Genomic DNA, 21,877 nt, shown 5'->3' with positions numbered 1-21,877 from the left:
TTTACAGTCCAAATCTGCTCCCACAAAATAATCAATATAATTTCAAAGGTTTACCAGTTTTCACCCGGGCATATCTCTTGCTTAAACACACATAGAATGCCGGTGTGTCATTTCCATGTCATGTTTTTCATCCCGGTTTAGTCTTAAATCCGGGCCCAATTAAGGCAGACCATGTCGCATTTAAGCGAAAAAAAACTGGAGATCCTTCAGCAGATCTCCAATGCAATCATTCTGTCTGACAATGTCAGCTCCATTGCCAATATCATGCTGGATCTTGCTATCGACCATACGGGAGCCCAAAAAGGATCGCTGATGCTCCTAGACAGTCGGCAGAGGCTGAGTATTTTTACCTCAAGAGGGCTCGATGACAAGCTGGCCCGAACCTACAGCATCGAGGTCGGCGAAGGGATAGCCGGATACGTCGCACAACAGCGACAGCCCGTGCTTGTTGCCGATATCGATAAAGACCCCCGTTTTCACCAAACACATGATCATTACAAGACCCGCTCCTTCATCTCCTGCCCCGTCATCGGCAAGAGCCAACTGCTCGGGGTGCTCAACATCAACGACAAGAAAGACGGCAGCCCTTTCACCGAGGATGAACTGACCCTGATTCAGATCATCGCCAACCAGGCAGCGATTGCCCTCAAAAACGCCTTTCTCGTCACCCAGCTCAAAAGCAAGGCGGCGGAGCTTGAAGATGTCAATCGCAAGCTGATCGAAACCTCTGTGGCCAAAACAGAGTTCCTGACGCGGGTCAGCCATGAACTGCGCACCCCCCTCAATTCATGCAAGGGTGCGATTTACTATATGCTCAACTCCGAACGTCCCCGCACGGAGGAAGACCGGGAGTTTCTCGGCATCATCTCCCAGGAAGTCAACAAGATGATCGCCATCGTGGAGAATCAGCTTGATTTTCTGCGCACAGAGGATGAATCGCGCATTCTGCACAGCACCATCATAAACCTCGAAAACGCCCTGCGTGAAACCCTGGAATCGAAGATGCTGCAATCACGCATCGCACGCAAAGATCTGCGCATCCATATTCGCTTTCCGCAAGACCTTCCCGATGTCGTGGGCGACAAGATCATGGTGGCACAGCTGTTCATCAATCTGATGGAAGGAATGATTCCGTTTGTCCCTCCGTCCGGCGAAATCCTGTTCACCGCCTGTGAAGACGAACATGTGGTTCTGACCATGCAGGCCTCTTTCCGCCTGCCGGAAGGTGCGGCCGAGGCGTTTTTCACCTCGCCCAATCTTCTGGATCCCCAAAAATCCGATGAAAGCCTAAAACTCTATCTGGCGCGCAAGTCGGCGCAGACCCATCACTGGAAGCTCGATGCCGCCAATACCGACCAAGGGCTGCGCATCTCCCTCGTGATTCCCAGAAAAGACCGCCAACGCATCGACGCGGCGATCAATACCACCATGGATCTGTTCCTTGATTTCGTCTCCGAACTGCTTGCTGTCAATACCTGCTCGATCATGCTCAGCGATGACCTGACGCAGGACCTGGTTATCCGCAGCGCACGCGGACTGGACGATGACGTGGTCAAACAGACTCGCATCCGCCCCGGCGACCGGATCGCAGGATGGGTGGCCCAAGAAGGTAAACCGCTGCTGATTCGAGACATTCGCGAAGATCCGCGCTTTTCAACCAGCACCCTGAGCGATCAGTACAATACCCAATCGCTGCTGTCGCTTCCACTGATAATCGATGGGAAAACCATTGGCGTCATCAATCTCAATAACAAGAAATCAGGAGATGCCTTTTCACAGACCGATCTGAAAGTGGCGCAGGTGCTTGCCGACCGTATCGCCTCCCTGATTGCACAAATGAGGCAGAACGGCCACACAGAAAAAGATCTCAAGCGTATCATCGCCTCTTTCGATACCCTGCTTAGTGCAAAGCGACGCCATCCGCACGCCAAGATGCGGAACCTGGATCTGACGGATCGATTGCTCGAAAAACTCGGCGTCGACGAGGACCGCAAGAGACTTGGTCTCTATATTTCAATGGTCTATGACCTGGGGTTGGCGCTGATCGATAAAAGCGTATTGAAGAAGGGGCGCAATCTATCCAAAGCGGAGCTTGGCTCCCTGAGGATTCACCCCTACACAACCGTGGATCTTCTCAAGGACATTGAGTTTTCGGATGATGTCCGGGAAATCATCCTGCACCACCACGAACACTATAACGGGCAGGGATATCCCGATGGGCTTAAAGGAGAGCAGATTCCATTTTTATCGCGGGCATTAAGCGTGGTGGATGCCTGGTGCGCCATGACCGAGGACCGGACCTACCGCAAGAAGATGTCAGAAGAAAAGGCGCTGCAGGAGCTAAAGGAAAAGGCGGGCACCCAGTTCGACCCGGATATCGTCACCGCATTCACCGAAATGATGGGATCGAATCCGTAGGGGCGACCCGTTGGGTCGCCCTGTCACCGTCATTCACCCCGGTCCGGGGTCTGGCATCGCCGTTCCCCCCACCGGGGTTGTTTCCATTCAACCGGGGTGCCGTGTTTCATCAGGGCGACCCAGCGGGTCGCCCCTACATCCAATGCATTGCCGACGGTCCCCGCTGGGTCGCCCTGTCACCGTCATTCACCCCGCTCCGGGGTCTGGCATTGCCCGTCCCCGCATCGGGGTTGTTTCCATTCAACCGGGGTGCCGTGTTTCACCAGGGCGACCCAGCGGGTCGCCCCTACATCCAATGCATTGCCGACGGTCCCCGCCGGGTCGCCCTGTCACCGTCATTTACCCCGTTTCGGCGTATTGCATCGCCCGTCCCCGCATCGGGGTTGTTTCCATTCAACCGGGGTGCCGTAATTCACCAGGGCGACCCAGCGGGTCGCCCCTACATCCAATGCATTGCCCACGGTCCCCGCCGGGTCGCCCTGCCACCGTCATTCATCCCGGTCCGGGGTATTGCATCGCCCATCCCCGCATCGGGGTTGTTTCCATTCAACCGGGGTGCCGTAATTCACCAGGGCGACCCAGCGGGTCGCCCCTACATCCAATGCATTGCCGACGGTCCCCGTAGGGGCGACCCGCCGGGGCGCCCTGCCACCGTCATTCACCCCGCTCCGGGGCCGCCACCATTCACCGCCCCGCTGCACCCTGCAGGTTATGCCTGCGCAGCAGATCGTAGAAGGTCGGGCGGCTTACGCCGAGCATTTCTGAGGCTTTGGCGATGTTGCCTCCTTCGCGGTTGAGGGCCATCAGGACCATGTCCCGCTCGACCTTTTCCCGGGCATCTTTGAGGGTCATGCCGTCGAGGCTTAATTCGGGGGTCATCGTCTGGGGGCTACCGTTGGTTTCGAAACCCAGATCGCCGGCTTCAATCACCGCCCCTTCGGCCATGATCACCGCGCGTTTGATTTTGTTTTCCATCTCGCGCACATTTCCCGGCCAGTTGTACCTGCGCAGCACCTTTTTTGCATCGGCACTGTAACTTTTGACCCGGCGCCCGAACTCATCGGCAAAACGCAGCAGGAACATCTGCGCCAACAGCATAATGTCCTCTCCGCGGTCGCGCAATGGCGGCAGATTCAGGGTAATCACCCCGATGCGGTAGAACAGATCCTCCCGGAACGCTCCCTGTGCAATCGCATCGCTGATGTCAATGTTGGTCGCAGCAACAATGCGAGCGTCGACCTCGATGTTCTCCCGGCCCCCGACACGCTGAATGGTTTTTTCCTGCAGGAACCGCAACAGCTTGACTTGCAGAGTGGTTGGAAGCTCTCCGATCTCATCGAGGAACAACGTCCCCTTGTGGGCAAATTCCACCTTGCCCTGGGTGCGGGTCTGCGCGCCGGTGAAAGCGCCTTTTTCATATCCGAACAACTCAGCTTCGAGAAGGTTGTCAGGAATGGCGCCGCAGTTGATCGGCACAAAAGTGGCGTCCTTGCGCAAACTGTGGGCATGAATGGCACGCGCCACCAGTTCTTTGCCGGTGCCGCTTTCGCCAAGAACAAAAACCGGCACATCGGTGGATGCCACCTTGCGGATGGTGCCGAAAACCTCCTGCATCTGGGGGCACTGACCGAACAGTCCACCCATGGGGGCCACTTCCCCCAGCGCTTTTTTGTGCAGACGGCGATTTTCATCTTCCAGTTCAGCCAGGTGAAATGCACGTTTCAGGATTACCTTGACTTCGCCCAGGTCAATGGGCTTGGAATAAAAATCGTACGCGCCCCTCTGGATCGCTTCGAGCGCATTTTCGCGCTCTTCGTTGCCGGTGACCATGATCACCTTGGCGGTGTTATCTTCGTTGAGAATCGCCTCCAGGCAGCGCAACCCTTCGCTCGCCCCATCGGGATCAGGGGGCAGCCCCAGGTCGAGAGTCATCACTCTGGGACGATGCTTGCGAAAAAGCGATAAGGCTTCCTCACCGTCACCGGCAAGCAAAACCTGGTAATCACGCCCCAGCCCCCATTTGAGCTGCTTGCGGATTTCTTCGCTGTCATCGACAATCAGAAGTTTTTCCACCTGCCCCCCTCTCTCCAAACTCAATTCAGCCAATAAGAGGCCCTTGCTCCCCATCATAGACAGGCGCTTGCTTCAAAGACACCCCGTGCTGATCTTTCTGCGAAAGAAGCGGCTCTCCATCCAGAGGCCACTCAATACCTACCGACTCATCATCCCAGGCCAGGGTACGCTCATGCTCCGGCGCATAATAATCGGTGGTTTTATAAAGAAACTCCGCCACATCCGACAGCACCAGAAACCCATGGGCAAACCCTTCCGGGATCCAGAGCTGACGCTTGTTCTCAGCGCTGAGTCTCACACCGACCCAGCGACCGAAGGTCTCGCTTCCCTGCCTGAGATCAACAGCCACATCGAATACTTCGCCCAGTACGGCGCGCACGAGTTTGCCCTGCGGCTGCTGGAGCTGGTAATGCAGCCCCCGCAGGACACCCTTCTGTGAGCGGGAATGGTTATCCTGCACAAAATGGCGCTGCAATCCCGTGGCCTGCTGCCATGCCCGCTCATTGTAACTTTCGAAGAAAAAGCCCCGATCATCGCCGAACACCTTCGGTTCGACAATCAGGACGTCGGGGATTTCCGTTTTTATGACCTGCACCGTTTCACACCTCGCCTTCATGCCACCGCAGAACCGCTTCCAGGTATTCACGATAGCTCGACTTGGGAGTCTGGTCGATGACAGAGCGCATCTGCCGCTCGTCGATAAATCCCCTGGAGAAGGCAATCTCCTCCAGGCAGGCAATTTTGAGTCCCTGGCGTGCTTCAAGGGTCCCGATGAAGTGACTGGCCTCGAGCAGGCTCATGTGAGTACCGGTATCGAGCCAGGCGATCCCGCGCCCGAGCTTTTCCACCATCAACTCATCACGATGAAGGTACTCAAGGTTTAAATCCGTGATTTCCAGTTCGCCGCGGGCGGAGGGCTTAAGATTGCGGGCCAGCTCAACCACCTTGCCGTCATAAAGATAAAGACCGGGAACCGCATAATGTGATTTGGGCTTCTGCGGCTTTTCCTCGATACTTAAAACCTTACCCTCACGGTCGAATTCGACAACCCCATAGCGTTCCGGGTCCGTCACCGGATAGCCGAATACGCGTGCGCCTCCCTTAAAGTCCGCAACGATGCGATCAAGCCCCATCTTTCCGTAAAACAGGTTGTCCCCAAGGATCAGGCAGACCGAATCGCCGGCGATAAAATCCTCACCGATCAGAAACGCCTGGGCGATCCCTTTCGGTTCAGGCTGCACTGCATAGCTGAGTCTTATCCCCCAGCGGCTGCCGTCTCCCAGCAGATCCTCAAAACGCGGTACATCCTGCGGGGTTGAGATAATCAGGATATCACGGATGCCTGCCGCCATGAGGGTGGCAAGCGGGTAATAAATCATGGGCTTGTCGTAAACCGGCTGAAGCTGTTTGCTGGCCACCAGCGTCAGCGGATACAGACGAGTCCCGGCCCCGCCGGCGAGAATAATTCCTTTTTTAATACCGTTATGATTCATCAACTTGACTCCGAATTTTAAAATAATCCTTCAAACTGTCCTGCCAGCGCGGGATCTCCTGCCGCGTCACCGTCCGGTATTTCTCTTTCGAAAAAACCGAATAGCGGGGCCGCGGCGCAGGCAGGGGGAACTCCTCTGTGCGAATGGGATGGATTTTGCGCGCATTGACGGGCATTCCACTGACTTTGGCCAATTCGACAATGGCGCACGCAAAATCATACCAGCTGCAGGCACCTTCGTCTGAAAAATGATAGATTCCATAGCGCTCTGTCGCCAGCAGATTGAACAAAGCCTGGGCCAGATCCCGGGTCATGGTCGGGCTGCCGGTCTGATCAGCCACGATGCGCAATTCCTCGCGCTCTGCCGTCAGGCGCAGAACAGTCTCGACAAAGTTCTTGCCTCCGGGGCCATACAGCCAACTGGTGCGCACAATGAAAAATCGATCCAGGCCGCTCTCCACAATTGCTTTTTCGCCGGCGAGCTTCGACTGGCCATAGACCGATTTGGGGGAGGGAGCGTCCTCTTCAGTATAAGGTTCGTCCTTATCGCCTGAAAATACGTAATCGGTCGAGATATGCACCAGGGTGGCATCACAGGCCAAGGCAGCTTCAGCCAGATGTTTAGGCCCTTCGCCGTTGACTGCGAAGGCAATATCCTGCTCGCTCTCGCACCCGTCCACGTTGGTGTAGGCTGCGCAGTTGATGATCACATCGGGTTGCAGCTCAGTCAGAGTTTCCAGCACCTGCTCCCTGTCCGTCAGATCGAAATCGGGAAGGTCCAACGGCACAATATCCCACTGCCTCGGGGCTTCCAGGCGCACCATCTGCGCCAGCATGCCGTTTGCTCCGATCAGGGCGGTTTTAAGCGGTGAGGATGCGTCATGAATCATCGCTTACCGTCCCCCGTACATCTTCTCGTAATATTCGCGATAGCTACCGTTAAGAACACTCTCAACCCATGCCGGATTATCCAGATACCAGCCGATGGTGCGACGGATGCCTTCCTCAAAAACGACTTTGGGCTCCCATCCCAGCTCGTCACGGATTTTCGAGGCGTCAATGGCGTAGCGGCGGTCGTGGCCGGGCCGGTCTTTAACAAAGGAGATCAACTCGCGCCGGCTGCGACCGTCTGCAAGGGGGTCGGCCAACTCGTCCACCAGGTCACAGACCGCTTCCACGATCTGGATATTCTGCCGCTCGTTGTTGCCGCCGATGTTGTACGTCTCGCCCAAAACCCCCTTCTCAAGAACCCGTAGAATGGCCTCGCAGTGATCCTCGACATAGAGCCAGTCGCGCACATTCCTGCCGTCGCCGTAAACCGGAAGATTCTTGCCGTTCAGAGCATTATTGATCATCAGGGGGATGAGCTTTTCCGGAAACTGGTAAGGGCCGTAGTTGTTGGAACAGTTGGTGATCAGCACCGGCAGGCCGTAGGTATGAAAATAGGCGCTGGCCAGATGATCGGAAGAGGCCTTGCTGGCCGAATACGGGGAGCGCGGATCATAGGGGGTCACTTCAGTGAAGTAACCCGTTTCGCCCAGGGATCCATAAACCTCATCGGTGCTGACATGGAGAAAACGGTGATCAGACGCACCCTGCGCCCATGCCTTTCTGGCCGCTTCCAGCAGGTTGAAGGTGCCGACGATGTTGGTCTGAATAAATTGCGCCGGCCCTTCGATGCTGCGATCCACGTGGCTTTCCGCGGCAAAATGAACCACCGTGTCGATCCGCTCTTCCTGAAAAAGATCATTCACGAGACCCGCGTCGCAGATATCGCCCCTGACAAAGCGGTAACTTTCCCCTTCCGCAATCCCTTCAAGATTTTTGGGGTTGCCCGCATAGGTCAGGCAATCGAGATTGATGATACGAATGTTCGAGTTCTGCTGCAGGGCAAGACGGATAAAGTTGGCGCCGATAAAGCCGCAGCCGCCGGTTACGAGTAGATTTTTCAAAGCTCTTTCCTCAATAAAGATTGGTAACAGGTTTATTCTATTTCAGTTGTTCGAATTGCAGGGCATTCTTCCACAATTGCCTGCAACTGTAAATGACTTGGCCCGATCAGGGCAACCAGACGGTAAAAGTGCTCCCCCTGCCTTCCTCGCTCTCGACCTCAATCCGCCCACCATGCGCCTCAACGATCTGGCGGCATTGATAGAGACCGATACCAAAGCCTTTCTTCTTGGTCGTCTCGAAAGGGCGGAACAGGCGGCTGCGCATGAACGCCTCCGACATCCCCTCCCCTTCATCGGAGACCCGGATGAAGGGAGAAGCGGTTCGTCCCACCTCGACCTGGACCGGACCCTTGTTGCCGGTGGCATCCAGGGCGTTGAGAACCAGGTTGAGCACCACCTTGCGGATCTCTTCCGCATCCACTTCCGTCTCGACCTCGGCACCCGAAATCTCTACAGCCGGATGAGATACCTGTCCCAGGGCTTCATCCACAAGTTCTCGAAGTTCGACTGAGTCACGCTGCAAGTCGCGCTTCTCCTGCAGGTTGCGCAGACGCTGAATAAGCCCCTTCATCTTATCGACCGTGCCCTGAAGCGTTTCCATCATGTCCTGCTGGAACTCGGGGTCATCAATGTAATCCCGCGCGTTGTCGACCACCAACCCCAGGTTGGAAACGAGATTCTTGAGATCGTGCAGGACAAAGGCCGACACGCGCCCCATCAGCTCCATCTCGCGCGCGGCGGACAGCTCCTGCGACAGCCGCACGTTCATGAGCGCAGCCAGTGCCTGCCGCCCCAGGGCCTTCATCAGATCGTAGTCTTCGTAGGTGAGCTTCTCCGATGGGTTGAGCGCACCTTCAAGTGAGATCATCCCCTCCAGCTGCGTCTCCGTCCGCAACGGCACCAGGTAGAAACAGCGCGAAGTACTCGCCTCAGACAGAATGCCGGCGGGGTCATCCTCCTCCAGATCGACAATCCACTCCCGTGCGCGCATCTTTTCCATCAAAGGATGTTTCGAATCGATTTCCGCAGCCAGCGAACACCGTTCATAGCGCGCCGTTTGAACGTAGCGCCCCCGCTCCCGATCCTCGAGGTAAAGTCCGGCCCCCTGAAATCCGAAAACCTCGCAGAAAAAAGAAAGGATTTTATGAGACAGGTCATCCCCGTCGCGTGCCGCGCCGATACGGCTGGTGAACTCCAGCCACTGCTGGCGGTAATCGTATTTGGAGCGGTAAAAGTGCTTGTGCAGGGTCACCTTGATGCGCCGTTTGACCCGATCGGACAGAAAGATGGCCATCAGGAGGGCAAACCCGGCAAAGGCCACCACCGTCAGCACCGAGCGCTGAGCGGATTCGCCAAAATACTTCAGCCCCTCGCCCACCAGTGCAATGCCGATGAAATAGAGCCCGACGACAAAAATCACCACCGAGCGATACGCCATATCCGGCGACAGCCTCACCCCGCCGGCATCACCGCGACGCAGGCGGGAAAAGGCCATCAGCACAATGCCCACCGCCGGCATCGCGGCGCGCGTCGGTGCAAGGCCCATGTCGATCGAGCGGTACAGCAGGCTCTGGCTGTAATAAACGATAAAAAAACCGATAATGACCCCAGCGCCGATGACCTCATACTTGATCTTCCAACGGTCGGCGCGCTGGGCGCTCATCAAGGTAATCTCCAGATTCACCAGAGAGACGATCAGAACAGCCATCAGGGTGATGTAGAAAAAATACCCGGGATTGCCGAGAAACAGCAGCTTTTCCTCGCCGAAATCGGGGCTGTAGAAAAACTGCTCCAATGGGATTGTCACCGCCGCAACCGGCAGCATGACGGCAATCAAAAGAAAAAGCCACTGGATGCGCGACATCCCGTTGGTACGGGAAAAGCGCTGAGAATAGAAAAGCCACCCCAACGGCAGAAAGGATTCCGCAATCAGGGCCCATTTTTTATAGAGATAGAGTTTCTCAGGGCGCAGGAGAGACAGGTAGTCAAACGCCTCAAGACAGCCGGCGGCAACAAACGCCAGCAGCAGACCGACCACCCAGAGTGCCGCCCCCTTGCGAAACAGTAAAAAAGCGCCATACAGCGCCGCCAGGGAGACAGAAATGATGATGAAGGAAAGATGGGTCATAAGCAAAATCTTAAAACCATTTCAACACGAAGTCACGAAGGATACACCAAGACACCAAGAAAGGCTTAAAAAACGACAGGATTAACAGGATTTACAGGATTATTTCTTTACTGAAAATATGCAGTCATCCAGCCAATCCTGTTAATCCTGTCAAAAAGACCTTGATTCTTTTCATTGGTTACCTTGTCACTAGCCTTCCTTTGGTGCCTTGGTGGTTCCTTGGTGTCTTGGTGTTGATGGATTTTGAGTCTTTTCAGCTTTTCTTAGCGTCTTCGCGTCTTAGTGGCACACCGTTACTCCGGCAGAAACCGATCAAGATGCGGCACAAAGTCTTCCATGAAATCCTCAATACGCGTCACCGCCTCTTCCACAGAACTGGTCACAGGCGCAGACAAACGGACGAAAGCCGCATCGTTTCGTCCATACTTCAGAGAGTTCAAAACCATCTGAACTTTCAACATATAATCATTTGTAATTGTGGCATTTTTCATCTGATACCAGTAAACAAAAACCTCCTGGGAATCATCCTTGCGGTAGACCGCCTGCACCACGTCGATCTCGCGGTCTCCGACAGTGATCTGCCGCACCTCATCAGACTCGCCATACCATCCCCCGCCCGGTAGACAGTGTCTTGGAGAATGAATCTGAGCCCCCTCGCCCTGAGTCTCATAATAGCCGAGATAAAGAGAGACGCCTCGGTCATCATGACGGTAAAGCCGCATGATGTAGTCCGACACCTGCAGCTGGTCAAGGATGCCTTCGCTGAAGAAATGATCTTTGCCCTGCCATCCATTCATTTGCCGGGGAAATTCATACAAGGGCGCCTGCAGGGGCATCCTCTCATGGAATGAGTGACCCTGGACGTACCAGCCAAAAATACCGAGCGCCAGAGCGACTATCACCAATCGCGCAATCATTTTTCCCCTCCGATCTTGCTCAGAATTGCCGATGAGATCATCAGCATCACCATCGCCACGGCAAAAATCACCAGGCCCGCAAATTCATGAAAAAAGCCTTGAGCAACTCCAGCCCCGTAGCGGCTCGCCAAAAGACCGGTCCCGATCACGCGAATGGCATTGGCCAGCATGGCGATGGGAATCGCCAGGGCAACCAGGACAATCTGCTTCCACCTGCGCGCCAGGAAAAAATAGGCCATCGCCGTAGAGAGCGCCAGAAGCGAGATCATGGAACGGATGCCGCTGCAGGCATCAGCCACCTCAAGGGTCGTACTGGTCAGATGAATGATGTTGCCCTCGCGCATCACGGGCACTCCGAACAGTTTCAGCACCGCAACGGAATATTCGGTGATCATCAGCTTCAAGGGAAAGGCAATGGCATCATAGAGAATATAGGGCAGCGGAATCATGAAAATTAAAAAGGCATAAGGGAAAGCAAGTTCACGAAATATCCCCCAGCCAAAAGCAAACAGCAGCGTCCCGCCCAGCACCACCAGCATGGAAAAGCGCATGGTGAACGATTCACCGGCCACAGAACCTACCAAAAACAAACCCAGGCCGGCCGCAATCACCAGCAGGCCGAACCAGGAGCGATCAACCTCGATGCGGGCAAGCGCCTCGCGTTTCTGCCATACAAGATAACCGGAGATGAACGGGATCAGAAAACCATGGGAATAATTCGGATCCACTTCCCAGTCATACACCATGCCTGAAATCGCCCTGCCGAAGACAAACCAGAAAGCGGCAATAAAAAGGATCCCGGCCAGTACGGCGGGATAATTAATGCGGATTGATTTCATGTATGAGACTCCTGCCCTCCACTTCTAGATAACATTTTTTGAGGTGGTTGGGTTCGGGGGTTTGTTTCCCTTTACCGGGGTACCGTGTTTCACCAGGGCGACCCAGCGGGTCGCCCCTACAGCATGAATCCAACAGAATTGACCAAGCCGTACATTTACCGTAAAATAGCCGTATCATTGCAATAAAAGGAGTTCACCGATGACAACACGCAAACTCACCATACGTTTACCGGAAGAAGACGTTGAATTTGCTAAAAATTACGCATCAAAACACGGAATCACGCTAACTGAACTCATCGATCGCTACCTCAAACAATTACGCAGAGGAGCCGAAGGGGGTATACATCCGGATATTCTGCGCTTCAGCGGAATTATCCCCGCAGAAATCGATACCCGCAAAGAATATCATGAGGCCATGGAGGATAAGCATCAATGAAGCTCCTGCTTGATCTCAATATTTTTCTCGATGTTGTCCAGAAAAGGCAGCCACACTATGACGCTTCCGCCAAAATCCTTGATTTCGCGTTAAAAAAAAACTGCGGCTGCATCGCTGCACATGCACTGGCCACCCTTCACTACCTCGTTGAAAAATACGCAGGCAAACACCAAGCAGATGAATTGATCGACTGGCTGCTGCAGAACTTTTCTGTCATACCGGCCGACAAAGCAATTTTTCTCCGCGCCAGGAATTTACAATTCTCCGACTTTGAGGATGCTGTCATTTGCGCATCAGCAGAAAAGAAAGCCTGTGATTTTATCATCACCCGCAACAGCAAGGATTTCCCAGGCTCGACCATCCCTGCCCTGACACCCGGGGAATTTTTTGCCATGTAGGGGCGACCCGGTGGGTCGCCCTGCCCCCGTCATTCATCCCGTTCCGGCGATCACCTCGCCCCCAACCACGTCATTTCGCTGCAAACGGGCGATACAACGGATCGCCGACCAGAACCATTTTCCAGGACAGCCACGGCAGGCTTAACATATAGCTCTCTACCAGCGTGTAATATCCGTCAACCAGCATGCTGAAGAATGCCTCCGGCACAGGATACGCCTGCAGATAGGGTTCACCCACCGGGCCGACAACCGCCGCAGCGCCCTCCTCTAGCATGCGCTTGCACCAGACCCTGCTGCTGCCGCTGCGCAGTGTCTGGCACTCCTGGCTGGCAATGTGGATTCCGATTGATCCAGGGCGCCACTCAAAGGCATCGACATAACGGGCCAAGCTGTACCAGCCGCAGTACAAAGCCGCTTCAGGGGCCTCACCCGGTTGAAAAAGCGTGTCATCATCGTTGACGACCACCGGCATGCGACCGCTTTTACGCACCCGCTCCGCGGCCAGGTGAATCGACAGGTCATAAAAGCCCGACCCGCTTACATCCGTGCCGGCAGGGCGCTTCCAGCGGGCATCAAAGTAAGCCCTGCCTTGCAACCCCTTCTCTTCCGCCGCCAGTGAATCATCAATCATACGTCTGACGATTGCAGGACTTGGGCCATCCAGGCGACTGACCATCAGAACATCATCACGGCCGACGGGCATGGATGAAAGCTTGTCTTTATTTCCAAGAAAAAAGGGATTGTCGACCCAATCCGCCAGGGGATAATCGTTCGCCAAAACCAGCGTCAGTTCCGAATCGACTGCCGCGCTGTACCCTTTTTTGCTCAGATCTTTCAATGCATTGGAGATGATCTTGAGCTGCTTCTCTGCCGCGCTGCGCTTTTCCTCAGAAACATCTTCCCCTTTGAGGCTTGCGCGCAATTCATCTCTGCGGGTTGTCAATTGCTGGAGTCGCTCTTCCTCCTCGTCGGTTCTCTGTGGCGCTCCAACCCGCAAGGGGACGCCATACATCACGACCAAGGCACGGATAGTTCCCGGCGAAAATTCGTTCTCAAGCACCTTGCGAATCGGGGCGGCGATGTCACGTTCATAATCTCTGCGCGAAACCGATTCTTTGTGGGGCGGTCGAATCTTGATCAGGTTTTTTGACGGGATGCCGCGCGCTTTCATGTAGTATTCAGCCAGAGACATGCTCTCTTCGACGAAACTATTGCACACCACGGCCACTTCAGCGGGTTGAAGGGCATGGGCGAAGCAGGGAAGGAGAAGCAAAAAGAGGAGTAAAAACAGTGCGTTTTTCATCGAACCTTCCTTCGATACCGTAGGGGCGACCCGCTGGGTCGCCCTGTCACCGTCATTCATCCCGTTCCAAGGTCTGGCACCGCCTGTCCCTGCACCGGTTTTTTCCATTCACCGGGGTGCCGTATTTCAACAGGGCGACCCAGCGGGTCGCCCCTACAATCGGTGTATTTACCGAGGTTCCCTACGGGCGGGCAACCTTTGAAACAACATACCGGAATTTCCCCGACGCCTCAGGCGGGATGTCCTCGACATGCTCCACCTGGACCTGCACCACATCCCCCATACGCTTTTTGAAACCAGCGTCGATGCGCTTGTCGCCGTCACTTGGATACATATCGTTGGTCACCAGTAGAACCCGGACATCATCCACCGCCTCCTGCAGGATCTTGAACTGCTCCACTCCTTCGATATCACGCACCACGTAGATGATGGAGAGCGCATGCTGCCAGCGGCCATCCGGCGTAACGATAAAATCGGTAGTACGTCCCTGGATCTTTTCCATGGTGGCCAGCCCCCGGCCGCATTGACACCCCGCAGGGCCGCGCTGGGCCACATCGCCAGTCTGATAGCGGATAAAAGGCATGCCCCAGTTGTCGAGATGCGTCAGAACAATTTCACCGTCCTCGCCTTCGCCCACCGTGCGGCCGTCCTGCACAAACTCGATCACATAATTGGGATCCATCAGGTGATGACGCCCTTCGCGGCACTGATGGCTGACGAATCCGCCTTCGCGGCTGCCGTAGCTGTCCACCACTGGAATTTTCCCGAACCCGCCGGAAATCGCATCCCGCTGATGATCGTAAAGAACCTCGGCCGTGGAAAACACCACCTGCACCCCCAGGCGCTTGAGATCAAGCCCCTGTTGCGCAGCCATGTCAGCAAACAAAGCGATCGTGCTTGGATAGCCGAAGACGCTTTTAGGACGGAATTTCTCAAAGGAGGAATAAATTTCCGGAACTTTCTGAGGCGAAATCTCAAAAGCGCTGATCAACATTTCATTGGTCAACTTGTCTCGAAGATCTTTCAAGCGGTCCTGCTTCTTGACTTCCAGCGGCGATCCCCACAGGTAAAGCTCCGGATCGCCCACATCGCATCCCCACCAACGATGGGTCATCATACGCGCAGCCTTGTCCATCGCCTGCCGTCGTCGGTCAAAATAAAAAATCAACGGCTCTCCGGAAGACCCCCCTGTATTGTACCGATGAAGTCCGCCAGGGCAAGCCGACCAAGTCATTTTGTCAAGATTACGCTTGATTTCAGCCTTGGAAAGAACCGGTATTTTTTTAAGATCATCCACATCCTGCATACGCTTCGGATCGAAACCGGCCCCCTTGAAGCGCTCAGCATAGAATGGGGTATTGGCCTGTGCATGCAGCAGCAACTTTCGCAGCTTGAGAAAGCGCAGCTCCTCCAACTGGGCGCGGCTCCACCACTGCTGCTCTTCCAATTCGTCGAGGTAGGCAAAGGTTTTGCGCCCAAAGACCTTTTCATGCAGCGGATAGATGATTTTTCTGACCAGCCAGGATTTCCTTCAAGACATCAGGGCGTTTAATGGCAATGGCAATCAATGATTTGGCAGCCCCAGAAGTTCTTCGCCGATATTGCGATGCGCATCGCGCTTCAGCAGCTCCTCATCACTGAGTTTCATTTTCGATCTCCTCTCTCAGCGGCCCACTTTCACCGGAATACGCAATCTAGGATTCTCGCAAAGACCGCTGAATTAAAACCTGCTCCACATCCCGCCGGCCATCAATACAGGCCACCACGTGGACGGCGTCATCGAGTACCCTATAAATAATTCGATAAGGGCCGTTCGTGATTTCCTGCACATCTTTGATTCCCATGGGAGCCAATTCTGGCAAGACATGTCCCCGATCCGGAAACTTCTCCAGGCGCCGTGCAGCCTTTTCCAAAATTTTAACTAAAGACCTGGCCCTCTCCTTGCCATCTTTGAAGACCACATATTGATAAACTTCGAAAAGATCAGTCAAAAAGTCGGGAGCCAACACAACCCTATACTTTTTCATCCCTCATCTTCCTCACGATCAATCTTCTCCCAAAGCTCCTCGAACCCCTCTCCCAGGCTTCTTCCCTGGCCTTCCCGGATACTGCGTTCGCCTTGTGCCACCAACTGCATCAGCGAAACACCATCCTTCAGGCGCTCGTATTCCCGAATTCCCATGACCACTGCTTTTGCCTCACCGTTCTGGGTGATGACCATGGAGTTTCCGTCCTGGTTAAGCTTCTCAAGGACCTCAGATGCATGGGCCTTAAAATAAGTAATAGGTTTCACCGATTCGCTGAGTTTCATGGTCAGACCTCCCAAAGATAAATACTGAATTCAGTCTAAATTAGGTTCGACGGTCCTGCAAGGTAAAATTGGAATTGCTTCAAGGGAAGGCAAAAAGGAAATTGTGATTTCGCAGATTTCAACGTCGTACGCGTTACCGTCTTCGAAACGAAAGCAGATGCGCCATTGAGCATGAATTGAGATGGCATATTGCCCTTTCCTGTCGCCAGAAAGTGCATGAAGCCGGTTCTCTCAAATCTTCAGGTTGCTCCGCCAAATGCACGTATTCAAGTATCAGCGTATTGACGCCTCGGTGGGCTACCCTTAGTCAGTTTCTCCGGAATACGCACCTGAACCACAAGAAATGAATTCAAGGTTTTCTGAGTATGTGTGATTTTAAGGACTTTTACCCATTTGTCAGGCCTGACCCTCGATGTTCTTTCATTTGTCAGGCCTGACCCTCGATGTTCTTTTTTTTAAAGATTATGCCTCAGAGTGTGTTTTTCTTGAAAATTTCGTCCGCAAGCGACCTGAGAGCAGCATTGTCGCCAGTCAGATCACTGAACGCGAAGGGGTTGAGAAACTGCCTTCCCCATAACAATCTGCGATCGGTCTCGCTCAGTTCTGCCTGACTGCAGACCTCATCCCAGCAATCACCAATCATTGTGAGTTGATGGCTGACAATGGCTCTTGCTTCACTTGGGGACAAAAAAAACTGATGCGCGGCTTCGAAACATGAGGAGATGCGGCTCATTCGATTGTCGCCCCTGATCAACATGGCCTGAGTCGCCTCGTTTCCGCTGCGTCCTTGCGGACAGACATCATAAGCGGGAGTGATGGAGAGAATTTCACCATCCCAGAATGCCGCATGATTCCGGGCATGGTCGTCGGTGTTTCCGACGAGGATGTTGAAGACGATGCGGGAAAATAGCTCCTTCAGTGTGGGCTGAGGTTCGCTGAATTTATGCCGGATAATCTCTGCAAGATCCTGGTAACTGGCGTAGCGGGCCATCATTTCGTCCAGACTAAGTAATGTCAGCGCTGAAAGCATGACCCGGCGTTGCCAGCCCTTATCACACCAGATACGGTCAAAGCGCTCAATCAGTAAGATGTCCTTGCCCAGAGCTGAGGTCAGAACCACCTCAGCAACATTGAGCCCGCTCAGTTTTGCGAGACGCATGGCGATAAATTCAGCTTTGACGACACTGTACAGGTCTGTGGTCGAAGAAAATTTTGCAATGTATTTTTTGTACTGATGTTCGATAAGCGCCTTGGGGCGGGCCCCTCCGATCGAGCTGCCATGGTGCAAAGCTTCGTCAATGTCTGGATTCAGGGGGACGCCTTTCTCAACACGTTCAGCAGATCGAAGCAACTCCTCAAGAGGGGCGTTGACCGGGGAGCGTGGCACATATTCGACTGGTGAGAGCTGGAAATCGAGTGCGCCGATACGGTCGGAGCCGGATTCGAGAAGGTAGGTCAGTTCATCGAGTTGAGAGACATCGGCATTGCCCCCTTTGCGTCCAAGCAGTCTGTTCAGTAAAACGCGTCGCCCCCAGGCATCCGGGGCGCTATCACGGATGCAGCCGGGGATGGTCAGGCCTTTTGGCAGGGGAAGCACCCCTGATCGTAAAGGAAGTTCACGGTCATAGATGGAGATGGCGTTGCCTCGTTCGAGATAACTTTTGCCGTAGTTGAAAACCAGCGTATCCCCTTCTGCCGTCAGTTTTCCGGCGACGACCGGGTCGACCTCGCCCGGCAACCAGATCCAGACGTAAGCTTCTATGTGCTTTTCTGGTTTAGAACTCATCATCGACCGGTTTTCTTCTGGGGTGAATATGCTTGGGAAGCAGAGCGATCCGCTCGTCGGTTTCATGGATTCGCCCTCTTAGTGTTTCGCTGTCCGCATCAAAAAGTTTGATTCCGACAAGTGTCGCGACTTCAAAGACCAGCCCGATCTTGCAGGCCATGTCTCCTTTTTCAATCCGCTGCAGGGTTGCCCTCGCAATCCCGGCTCGCTCAGCAAGCTCAGCTTCCGACCAGCGACGTTGCTTGCGACTAAGCTGGATCTGTTTTCCGAGCAGCTTGACAGCTTCCATGGTGTATTTCGAAAAAGCACGTACCTGAGTCATCGTTTTTCTCAACCCGGGTTTCTGGTGGTAGTCGTTCAGTTATGCACCTGTTTTGTAAGACTATGCTGAAAGAGGATGGGCCTGTCAAGAAGAGTGACTCATAAAAAAAGCATATTATGTATCTATGACTTATATATGAGTCATTATTTGTGATTTTTATTGGTTAGTGCATCATCGTTTCTGTAAATTTATCCGGGGCTGACAAAAAGACAGGTCACGAACGAGGGGTCAGGCTTGACAACAGGGGAATCCGATGTTCTCTCTATCTGCTTGGATCCCGCCGTTCTCCGATCTGATCTGCGTCCCGTATTTAAAATCCTCGCTTCATTTCGATTTCTCTTGTTTTTGCCTTTTCAAAAAGGCAATAATGAAACATATATGCCGCCCTCAAGGAGGACGAATTGAAAAAAACCCTCAAACGCCTCATTGTCGACTTTCAGGAACGCACCCTTCCAGAACGTGTGCCTCGCGATCTCGAATTCCCCCTGGACAGTCATAAAATCATCTCCCTCATCGGCGTACGCCGTGCCGGGAAAACCTCTGTGCTTCAGCATGCCATCACACAGCTCAGAAACACCATTGACTCCCGCCGGATTGTTTACCTCAACTTTGAGGATGACCGACTTGACAGCCTGGGCATTGACGATCTGGTCTTTATTCTCGAAGCCTATTACGAACTTTACCCAGATCAACGGCAGGAGAAGACCTATTGGTTTTTTGATGAAATACAAAACATCCAAAGCTGGGAAAAATTTATCCGGCGCATGCACGACACAGAAAAAAGCCAGATTTTCATCACCGGCTCATCGGCTAAACTGCTCAGCAGTGAACTCGCGACAAGCTTGCGCGGACGAACCATCGCGTACGAAATTTTTCCGTTCTCCTTTACCGAATACCTGCGCTACCACGACATCCGAATCAACCTGCATTCCTCTGATTCATGCAGTTGGATCAAGCACCATTTCGAACACTATTTACGCCATGGCGGCTTCGCGGAGTGTTTCGAGCAGAGCGATGACCTCGAAAGACGAATCCTGCGCGATTACCTCGACCTGATCGTCTACCGCGACATCATCGATCGCTTCGGTGTCACCAATCGTGCCCTGCTGAAACATCTGATCAAATATCTATTTGCCAATCCTGCAACCCTTGTCAGCTTCAACAAGCTCTACAACGACTTTCGCTCGCAGGGCTTCAAACTTTCCAGGGACACCCTGGCCGACTATTTCTCCTACCTCAACGACGCCTATGCGGCCTTCAGCATTCCGATTTTCCGAGATTCCATTCAAGAGGAACAGCGCAACCCCAAAAAGGTCTATATCATCGACAACGGCTACAAACGCCTCTACGACGCCTTTACCAACCAGGATCTGGGAAAACTTTTAGAAAACCTGGTTTTTCTGCACCTGCGTCGGCAAACCCGCGACATCTACTATGTCAAACAACAGTACGAGGTGGATTTTTTCGCCCTTGGCAACCTCTACAACGTCAGCGTCACTCTGGAAAAACCCGAAACCCGCCACAGAGAAATTCGCGCCCTCGAAGAGGCCATGACCAGTCTCAAGCTGAAGCAGAGTTTTCTGCTCACCTCCGATCACGAAGAAACCATTTCCGCTGCGACAGGCACTATTCATGTGCGCCCTGTGTGGAAATGGCTGTGTGGAGGATGAATCCCGTCGACCTACGACAGCCTGTTGCCAAACACCGGGGTACGTTATCAATGCATTGCCGACGGTCCCCGTAGGGGCGCACCGATGTGCGCCCTGTCTCCGTCATGCACCCCGCTTCCAGATGGTGGCATCATCCGTTTCCGTACCAAGGTTGTCCCAAATTCACCGGGTTATCGTTTTTGTCCAGTCTCTTTGACAACGGCCGGGAGTTCAAGTAGATTTAGAATCTAACTGAAACCAAGGGATTTCAAGAAGATGAACAGGCACATTGATTGGCTTCGCCAAGCCGAAAACGATCTTTTATGGGCTGAGCATAGCTTAAACGGAAAGTTCTATGCTCAAACGTGTTTTATCGCCCAACAGGCCAGCGAAAAAGCACTCAAAGCCTATTGCTTCCATAAAGGCTTCGATACTGTTCGGACGCATTCCCTTTTCCAGATCGTCAAAAGTCTCGACGAAAATGGAGACCTTGAAAAAAATTGCCGTGAACTCGATCTCTATTATATCTCCGCGCGATACCCCGATGCTTTCCCCTCTGGAGCTCCTTTTGAAATCCTGACCGAGGAGCAAGCTCAGAGAGCCCTAAACTCTGCTCAGGAAATTTTCAGTGCCATTGGAAAGCGACTGCAGAATGACAACGAAAATTCTTGATCAGAGTCGCCCCGCCAAAAGCATCCTCGATTGCTCCAAGCAGGAAATTGAAGATTTTCTCCGCGAAAAGCTTATTCGCCATGGTGTCAAAGAGGCTTATATCTTCGGGTCGTATGCCCAAAACAAGCTGACTATGTGGTCCGACCTTGATCTGCTGATCGTGACAGAAAGCCAGCAATCGTTCATTGAACGGCCACGTCAGTTTTTCGATCTTCTGGATCTCGGCATTCCTATTGACATCCTTGTCTACACGCCGGAGGAGTTCCAAAAATTACGGCACAGCGATTCGGGATTCTGGAGAAGTTTTCAGGAAAATCATTTGAGGATTTTGTGACGCGCAATAGGCATAGTGATCGCCCTGACCTCTGAGCGCCTGCTCCACCCGGGCAGGATCCGTTCTTGACGTTGATCAGGCGCTCCAGTTTTGCTTTTGACGCGCCTCTGTACAAATGGTAAATTTCAAGAAAAATCAGCGACGGAGCTTTGATTATGGCACAGGAATCAATCGAAGAAAAAAAAGTCCTCGAGTCCTTCCGGTCCCTGCCCCCGGAGAAAAAACAGAAGTTGTTGACTTCATTGAGTTCCTGAAAAAACGATCCTCCAGCCACAAATCAGAGGAACTCAAAGGTTTATGGAGGGGCTTTTCCATTCACATCACCGCAAGCGAAATCAAAAAATTGCGCCAAGAAAGCTGGGAACATTTTCCCCGCGATGAGAAAGCATAATGGCGCTTTATCTCGACACCCATGCGTTAATCTGGTATCTGTCCGAATCCAATCAGCTTTCAGAAAAAGCAAATCGCGCAATCGGGAACGAGGGGTCAGGAACGAGGGGTCAGGCTTGACAACGTCAGGAACGAGGGGTCAGGCTTGACAACTGGGGAATCAAAGCTTGCTCTGATGCATCTCTCCCCGCTCCTTCCGGCGTGAATCTCCGCTAACCCGCAACTCCCGCCTTCGGGCCGGCTCTTCGGCCTGGGACAAAGCCTCTTCGATAAACCTGGCGCCTCTCAGAACTCCTATGCGATACACCTCTTTCAGACCATCCTCAACAACACTTTGGTAACGATCGAGGCTGTTGCCGAATTGACCAAGGGAGCAGTCGGTCTACAAAAAGACTCCAGCGTCGCTTCGCGCTGACAGGTGGCCCACTTTGCTCCGGAATCAGTGGCCCAGTTTAAA

At 53.5% G+C, this 21,877-nt stretch carries 21 protein-coding genes and 1 pseudogene; 7 read left to right on the top strand and 15 right to left on the bottom strand.

Annotated features, from left to right (window positions below; genetic code table 11):
* Positions 1-171 precede the first annotated feature (171 nt).
* A complete protein-coding gene (locus GSUB_RS08220) occupies positions 172-2,418 on the top strand; it encodes a GAF domain-containing protein (protein ID WP_040200189.1) in 2,247 nt (748 codons plus the stop codon).
* 684 nt (positions 2,419-3,102) lie between these two features.
* On the opposite strand, the gene prsR is transcribed toward GSUB_RS08220, so the two are convergent.
* The 8 genes from prsR to xrtA form a co-directional block, all read right to left on the bottom strand.
* Positions 3,103-4,491, bottom strand: coding sequence for a PEP-CTERM-box response regulator transcription factor (gene prsR, locus GSUB_RS08215; protein WP_040200187.1), 1,389 nt, complete (start codon positions 4,489-4,491; stop codon positions 3,103-3,105).
* A gap of 25 nt (positions 4,492-4,516) precedes the next feature.
* Positions 4,517-5,086, bottom strand: a complete 570-nt coding sequence (rfbC, locus tag GSUB_RS08210; RefSeq protein ID WP_040200185.1) for a dTDP-4-dehydrorhamnose 3,5-epimerase — start codon at positions 5,084-5,086, stop codon at positions 4,517-4,519.
* A 4-nt stretch (positions 5,087-5,090) separates the two neighbouring features.
* Positions 5,091-5,984, bottom strand: a complete 894-nt coding sequence (gene rfbA / locus GSUB_RS08205; protein ID WP_040200183.1) for a glucose-1-phosphate thymidylyltransferase RfbA — start codon at positions 5,982-5,984, stop codon at positions 5,091-5,093.
* Complete coding sequence (gene rfbD / locus GSUB_RS08200; RefSeq protein WP_040200182.1) at positions 5,974-6,873, bottom strand: dTDP-4-dehydrorhamnose reductase; 900 nt, start codon at positions 6,871-6,873, stop codon at positions 5,974-5,976. The genes rfbA and rfbD overlap by 11 nt, the downstream gene beginning before the upstream one ends.
* 3 nt (positions 6,874-6,876) lie before the next feature.
* Complete coding sequence (gene rfbB / locus GSUB_RS08195; protein ID WP_084211880.1) at positions 6,877-7,935, bottom strand: dTDP-glucose 4,6-dehydratase; 1,059 nt, start codon at positions 7,933-7,935, stop codon at positions 6,877-6,879.
* A 106-nt stretch (positions 7,936-8,041) separates the two neighbouring features.
* Positions 8,042-10,063, bottom strand: a complete 2,022-nt coding sequence (prsK, locus tag GSUB_RS08190; RefSeq protein ID WP_040200180.1) for an XrtA/PEP-CTERM system histidine kinase PrsK — start codon at positions 10,061-10,063, stop codon at positions 8,042-8,044.
* Positions 10,064-10,356: 293 nt separating this feature from the next.
* Complete coding sequence (locus tag GSUB_RS08185) at positions 10,357-10,980, bottom strand: exosortase C-terminal domain/associated protein EpsI (protein WP_040200179.1); 624 nt, start codon at positions 10,978-10,980, stop codon at positions 10,357-10,359.
* On the bottom strand, positions 10,977-11,819 hold the full coding sequence (gene xrtA / locus GSUB_RS08180; protein WP_040200178.1) for an exosortase A: 843 nt from the start codon (positions 11,817-11,819) through the stop codon (positions 10,977-10,979). The genes GSUB_RS08185 and xrtA overlap by 4 nt, the downstream gene beginning before the upstream one ends.
* Before the next feature lie 199 nt (positions 11,820-12,018).
* On the opposite strand from xrtA, the gene GSUB_RS08175 reads away from it, so the two are divergent.
* The gene (locus tag GSUB_RS08175) at positions 12,019-12,255 is read left to right on the top strand and encodes a DUF6364 family protein (protein ID WP_040200177.1); all 237 of its coding nucleotides are present in this window, start codon (positions 12,019-12,021) and stop codon (positions 12,253-12,255) included.
* Complete coding sequence (locus GSUB_RS08170; RefSeq protein WP_040200176.1) at positions 12,252-12,653, top strand: type II toxin-antitoxin system VapC family toxin; 402 nt, start codon at positions 12,252-12,254, stop codon at positions 12,651-12,653. Before GSUB_RS08175 ends, GSUB_RS08170 begins: the two co-directional genes overlap by 4 nt.
* A gap of 70 nt (positions 12,654-12,723) precedes the next feature.
* Here GSUB_RS08170 and GSUB_RS08165 read toward each other — a convergent pair whose 3' ends face one another.
* From GSUB_RS08165 to GSUB_RS08140, 7 genes and pseudogenes are all read right to left on the bottom strand, one after another.
* Entirely contained in the window at positions 12,724-13,956 is a 1,233-nt protein-coding gene (locus GSUB_RS08165; protein ID WP_040200175.1) for a TIGR03790 family protein, read from the bottom strand.
* Between the two features lie 181 nt (positions 13,957-14,137).
* Entirely contained in the window at positions 14,138-15,403 is a 1,266-nt protein-coding gene (locus GSUB_RS08160) for a phenylacetate--CoA ligase family protein (RefSeq protein WP_144401990.1), read from the bottom strand.
* 247 nt (positions 15,404-15,650) lie between these two features.
* Positions 15,651-15,983: a type II toxin-antitoxin system RelE/ParE family toxin gene (locus GSUB_RS08155; RefSeq protein ID WP_040200172.1), complete on the bottom strand. Its 333-nt coding sequence runs from the start codon at positions 15,981-15,983 to the stop codon at positions 15,651-15,653.
* The gene (locus GSUB_RS08150) at positions 15,980-16,267 is read right to left on the bottom strand and encodes a type II toxin-antitoxin system Phd/YefM family antitoxin (RefSeq protein ID WP_040200171.1); all 288 of its coding nucleotides are present in this window, start codon (positions 16,265-16,267) and stop codon (positions 15,980-15,982) included. Before GSUB_RS08150 ends, GSUB_RS08155 begins: the two co-directional genes overlap by 4 nt.
* Positions 16,268-16,375: 108 nt before the next feature.
* Positions 16,376-16,495, bottom strand: a pseudogene (locus GSUB_RS20065) (type II toxin-antitoxin system RelE/ParE family toxin); the annotation flags it as partial.
* 241 nt (positions 16,496-16,736) lie between these two features.
* On the bottom strand, positions 16,737-18,053 hold the full coding sequence (locus GSUB_RS08145; RefSeq protein WP_144402074.1) for a type II toxin-antitoxin system HipA family toxin: 1,317 nt from the start codon (positions 18,051-18,053) through the stop codon (positions 16,737-16,739).
* Positions 18,043-18,375 carry a helix-turn-helix transcriptional regulator gene (locus GSUB_RS08140; RefSeq protein WP_040200168.1) on the bottom strand — a complete coding sequence of 111 codons (333 nt, stop codon included), beginning with the start codon at positions 18,373-18,375 and terminating at the stop codon, positions 18,043-18,045. The genes GSUB_RS08145 and GSUB_RS08140 overlap by 11 nt, the downstream gene beginning before the upstream one ends.
* 401 nt (positions 18,376-18,776) lie before the next feature.
* Here GSUB_RS08140 and GSUB_RS08135 point away from each other — a divergent pair, with 401 nt between their 5' ends.
* From GSUB_RS08135 to GSUB_RS08120, 4 genes are all read left to right on the top strand, one after another.
* Positions 18,777-20,045, top strand: a complete 1,269-nt coding sequence (locus tag GSUB_RS08135; protein WP_040200166.1) for an ATP-binding protein — start codon at positions 18,777-18,779, stop codon at positions 20,043-20,045.
* A 255-nt stretch (positions 20,046-20,300) separates the two neighbouring features.
* Positions 20,301-20,696: a HEPN domain-containing protein gene (locus tag GSUB_RS08130; protein WP_040200165.1), complete on the top strand. Its 396-nt coding sequence runs from the start codon at positions 20,301-20,303 to the stop codon at positions 20,694-20,696.
* Positions 20,677-21,030 (top strand): nucleotidyltransferase domain-containing protein, encoded by a 354-nt coding sequence (locus GSUB_RS08125; protein WP_040200163.1) that lies wholly within the window; start codon positions 20,677-20,679, stop codon positions 21,028-21,030. Before GSUB_RS08130 ends, GSUB_RS08125 begins: the two co-directional genes overlap by 20 nt.
* Before the next feature lie 115 nt (positions 21,031-21,145).
* On the top strand, positions 21,146-21,421 hold the full coding sequence (locus tag GSUB_RS08120) for a hypothetical protein (RefSeq protein WP_040200162.1): 276 nt from the start codon (positions 21,146-21,148) through the stop codon (positions 21,419-21,421).
* The last annotated feature ends 456 nt before the right edge of the window (positions 21,422-21,877 follow it).

Source organism: Geoalkalibacter subterraneus (assembly GCF_000827125.1).
Classification (GTDB): Bacteria; Desulfobacterota; Desulfuromonadia; order Desulfuromonadales; family Geoalkalibacteraceae; genus Geoalkalibacter_A; species Geoalkalibacter_A subterraneus.
This window is presented reverse-complemented; position numbering and strand designations above follow the sequence as displayed.

Coding starts and splice junctions, on each gene's coding strand:
- GSUB_RS08150 (WP_040200171.1), bottom strand. CDS start 16,267: ATGAAACTCAGCGAATCGGTGAAACCTATTACTTATTTTAAGGCCCAT.
- GSUB_RS08130 (WP_040200165.1), top strand. CDS start 20,301: ATGAACAGGCACATTGATTGGCTTCGCCAAGCCGAAAACGATCTTTTA.
- GSUB_RS08185 (WP_040200179.1), bottom strand. CDS start 10,980: ATGATTGCGCGATTGGTGATAGTCGCTCTGGCGCTCGGTATTTTTGGC.
- GSUB_RS08140 (WP_040200168.1), bottom strand. CDS start 18,375: ATGACTCAGGTACGTGCTTTTTCGAAATACACCATGGAAGCTGTCAAG.
- GSUB_RS08145 (WP_144402074.1), bottom strand. CDS start 18,053: ATGAGTTCTAAACCAGAAAAGCACATAGAAGCTTACGTCTGGATCTGG.
- GSUB_RS08125 (WP_040200163.1), top strand. CDS start 20,677: ATGACAACGAAAATTCTTGATCAGAGTCGCCCCGCCAAAAGCATCCTC.
- rfbA (WP_040200183.1), bottom strand. CDS start 5,984: ATGAATCATAACGGTATTAAAAAAGGAATTATTCTCGCCGGCGGGGCC.
- xrtA (WP_040200178.1), bottom strand. CDS start 11,819: ATGAAATCAATCCGCATTAATTATCCCGCCGTACTGGCCGGGATCCTT.
- GSUB_RS08220 (WP_040200189.1), top strand. CDS start 172: ATGTCGCATTTAAGCGAAAAAAAACTGGAGATCCTTCAGCAGATCTCC.
- GSUB_RS08170 (WP_040200176.1), top strand. CDS start 12,252: ATGAAGCTCCTGCTTGATCTCAATATTTTTCTCGATGTTGTCCAGAAA.
- prsK (WP_040200180.1), bottom strand. CDS start 10,063: ATGACCCATCTTTCCTTCATCATCATTTCTGTCTCCCTGGCGGCGCTG.
- GSUB_RS08175 (WP_040200177.1), top strand. CDS start 12,019: ATGACAACACGCAAACTCACCATACGTTTACCGGAAGAAGACGTTGAA.
- GSUB_RS08120 (WP_040200162.1), top strand. CDS start 21,146: ATGGTAAATTTCAAGAAAAATCAGCGACGGAGCTTTGATTATGGCACA.
- GSUB_RS08165 (WP_040200175.1), bottom strand. CDS start 13,956: ATGAAAAACGCACTGTTTTTACTCCTCTTTTTGCTTCTCCTTCCCTGC.
- rfbD (WP_040200182.1), bottom strand. CDS start 6,873: ATGATTCATGACGCATCCTCACCGCTTAAAACCGCCCTGATCGGAGCA.
- GSUB_RS08155 (WP_040200172.1), bottom strand. CDS start 15,983: ATGAAAAAGTATAGGGTTGTGTTGGCTCCCGACTTTTTGACTGATCTT.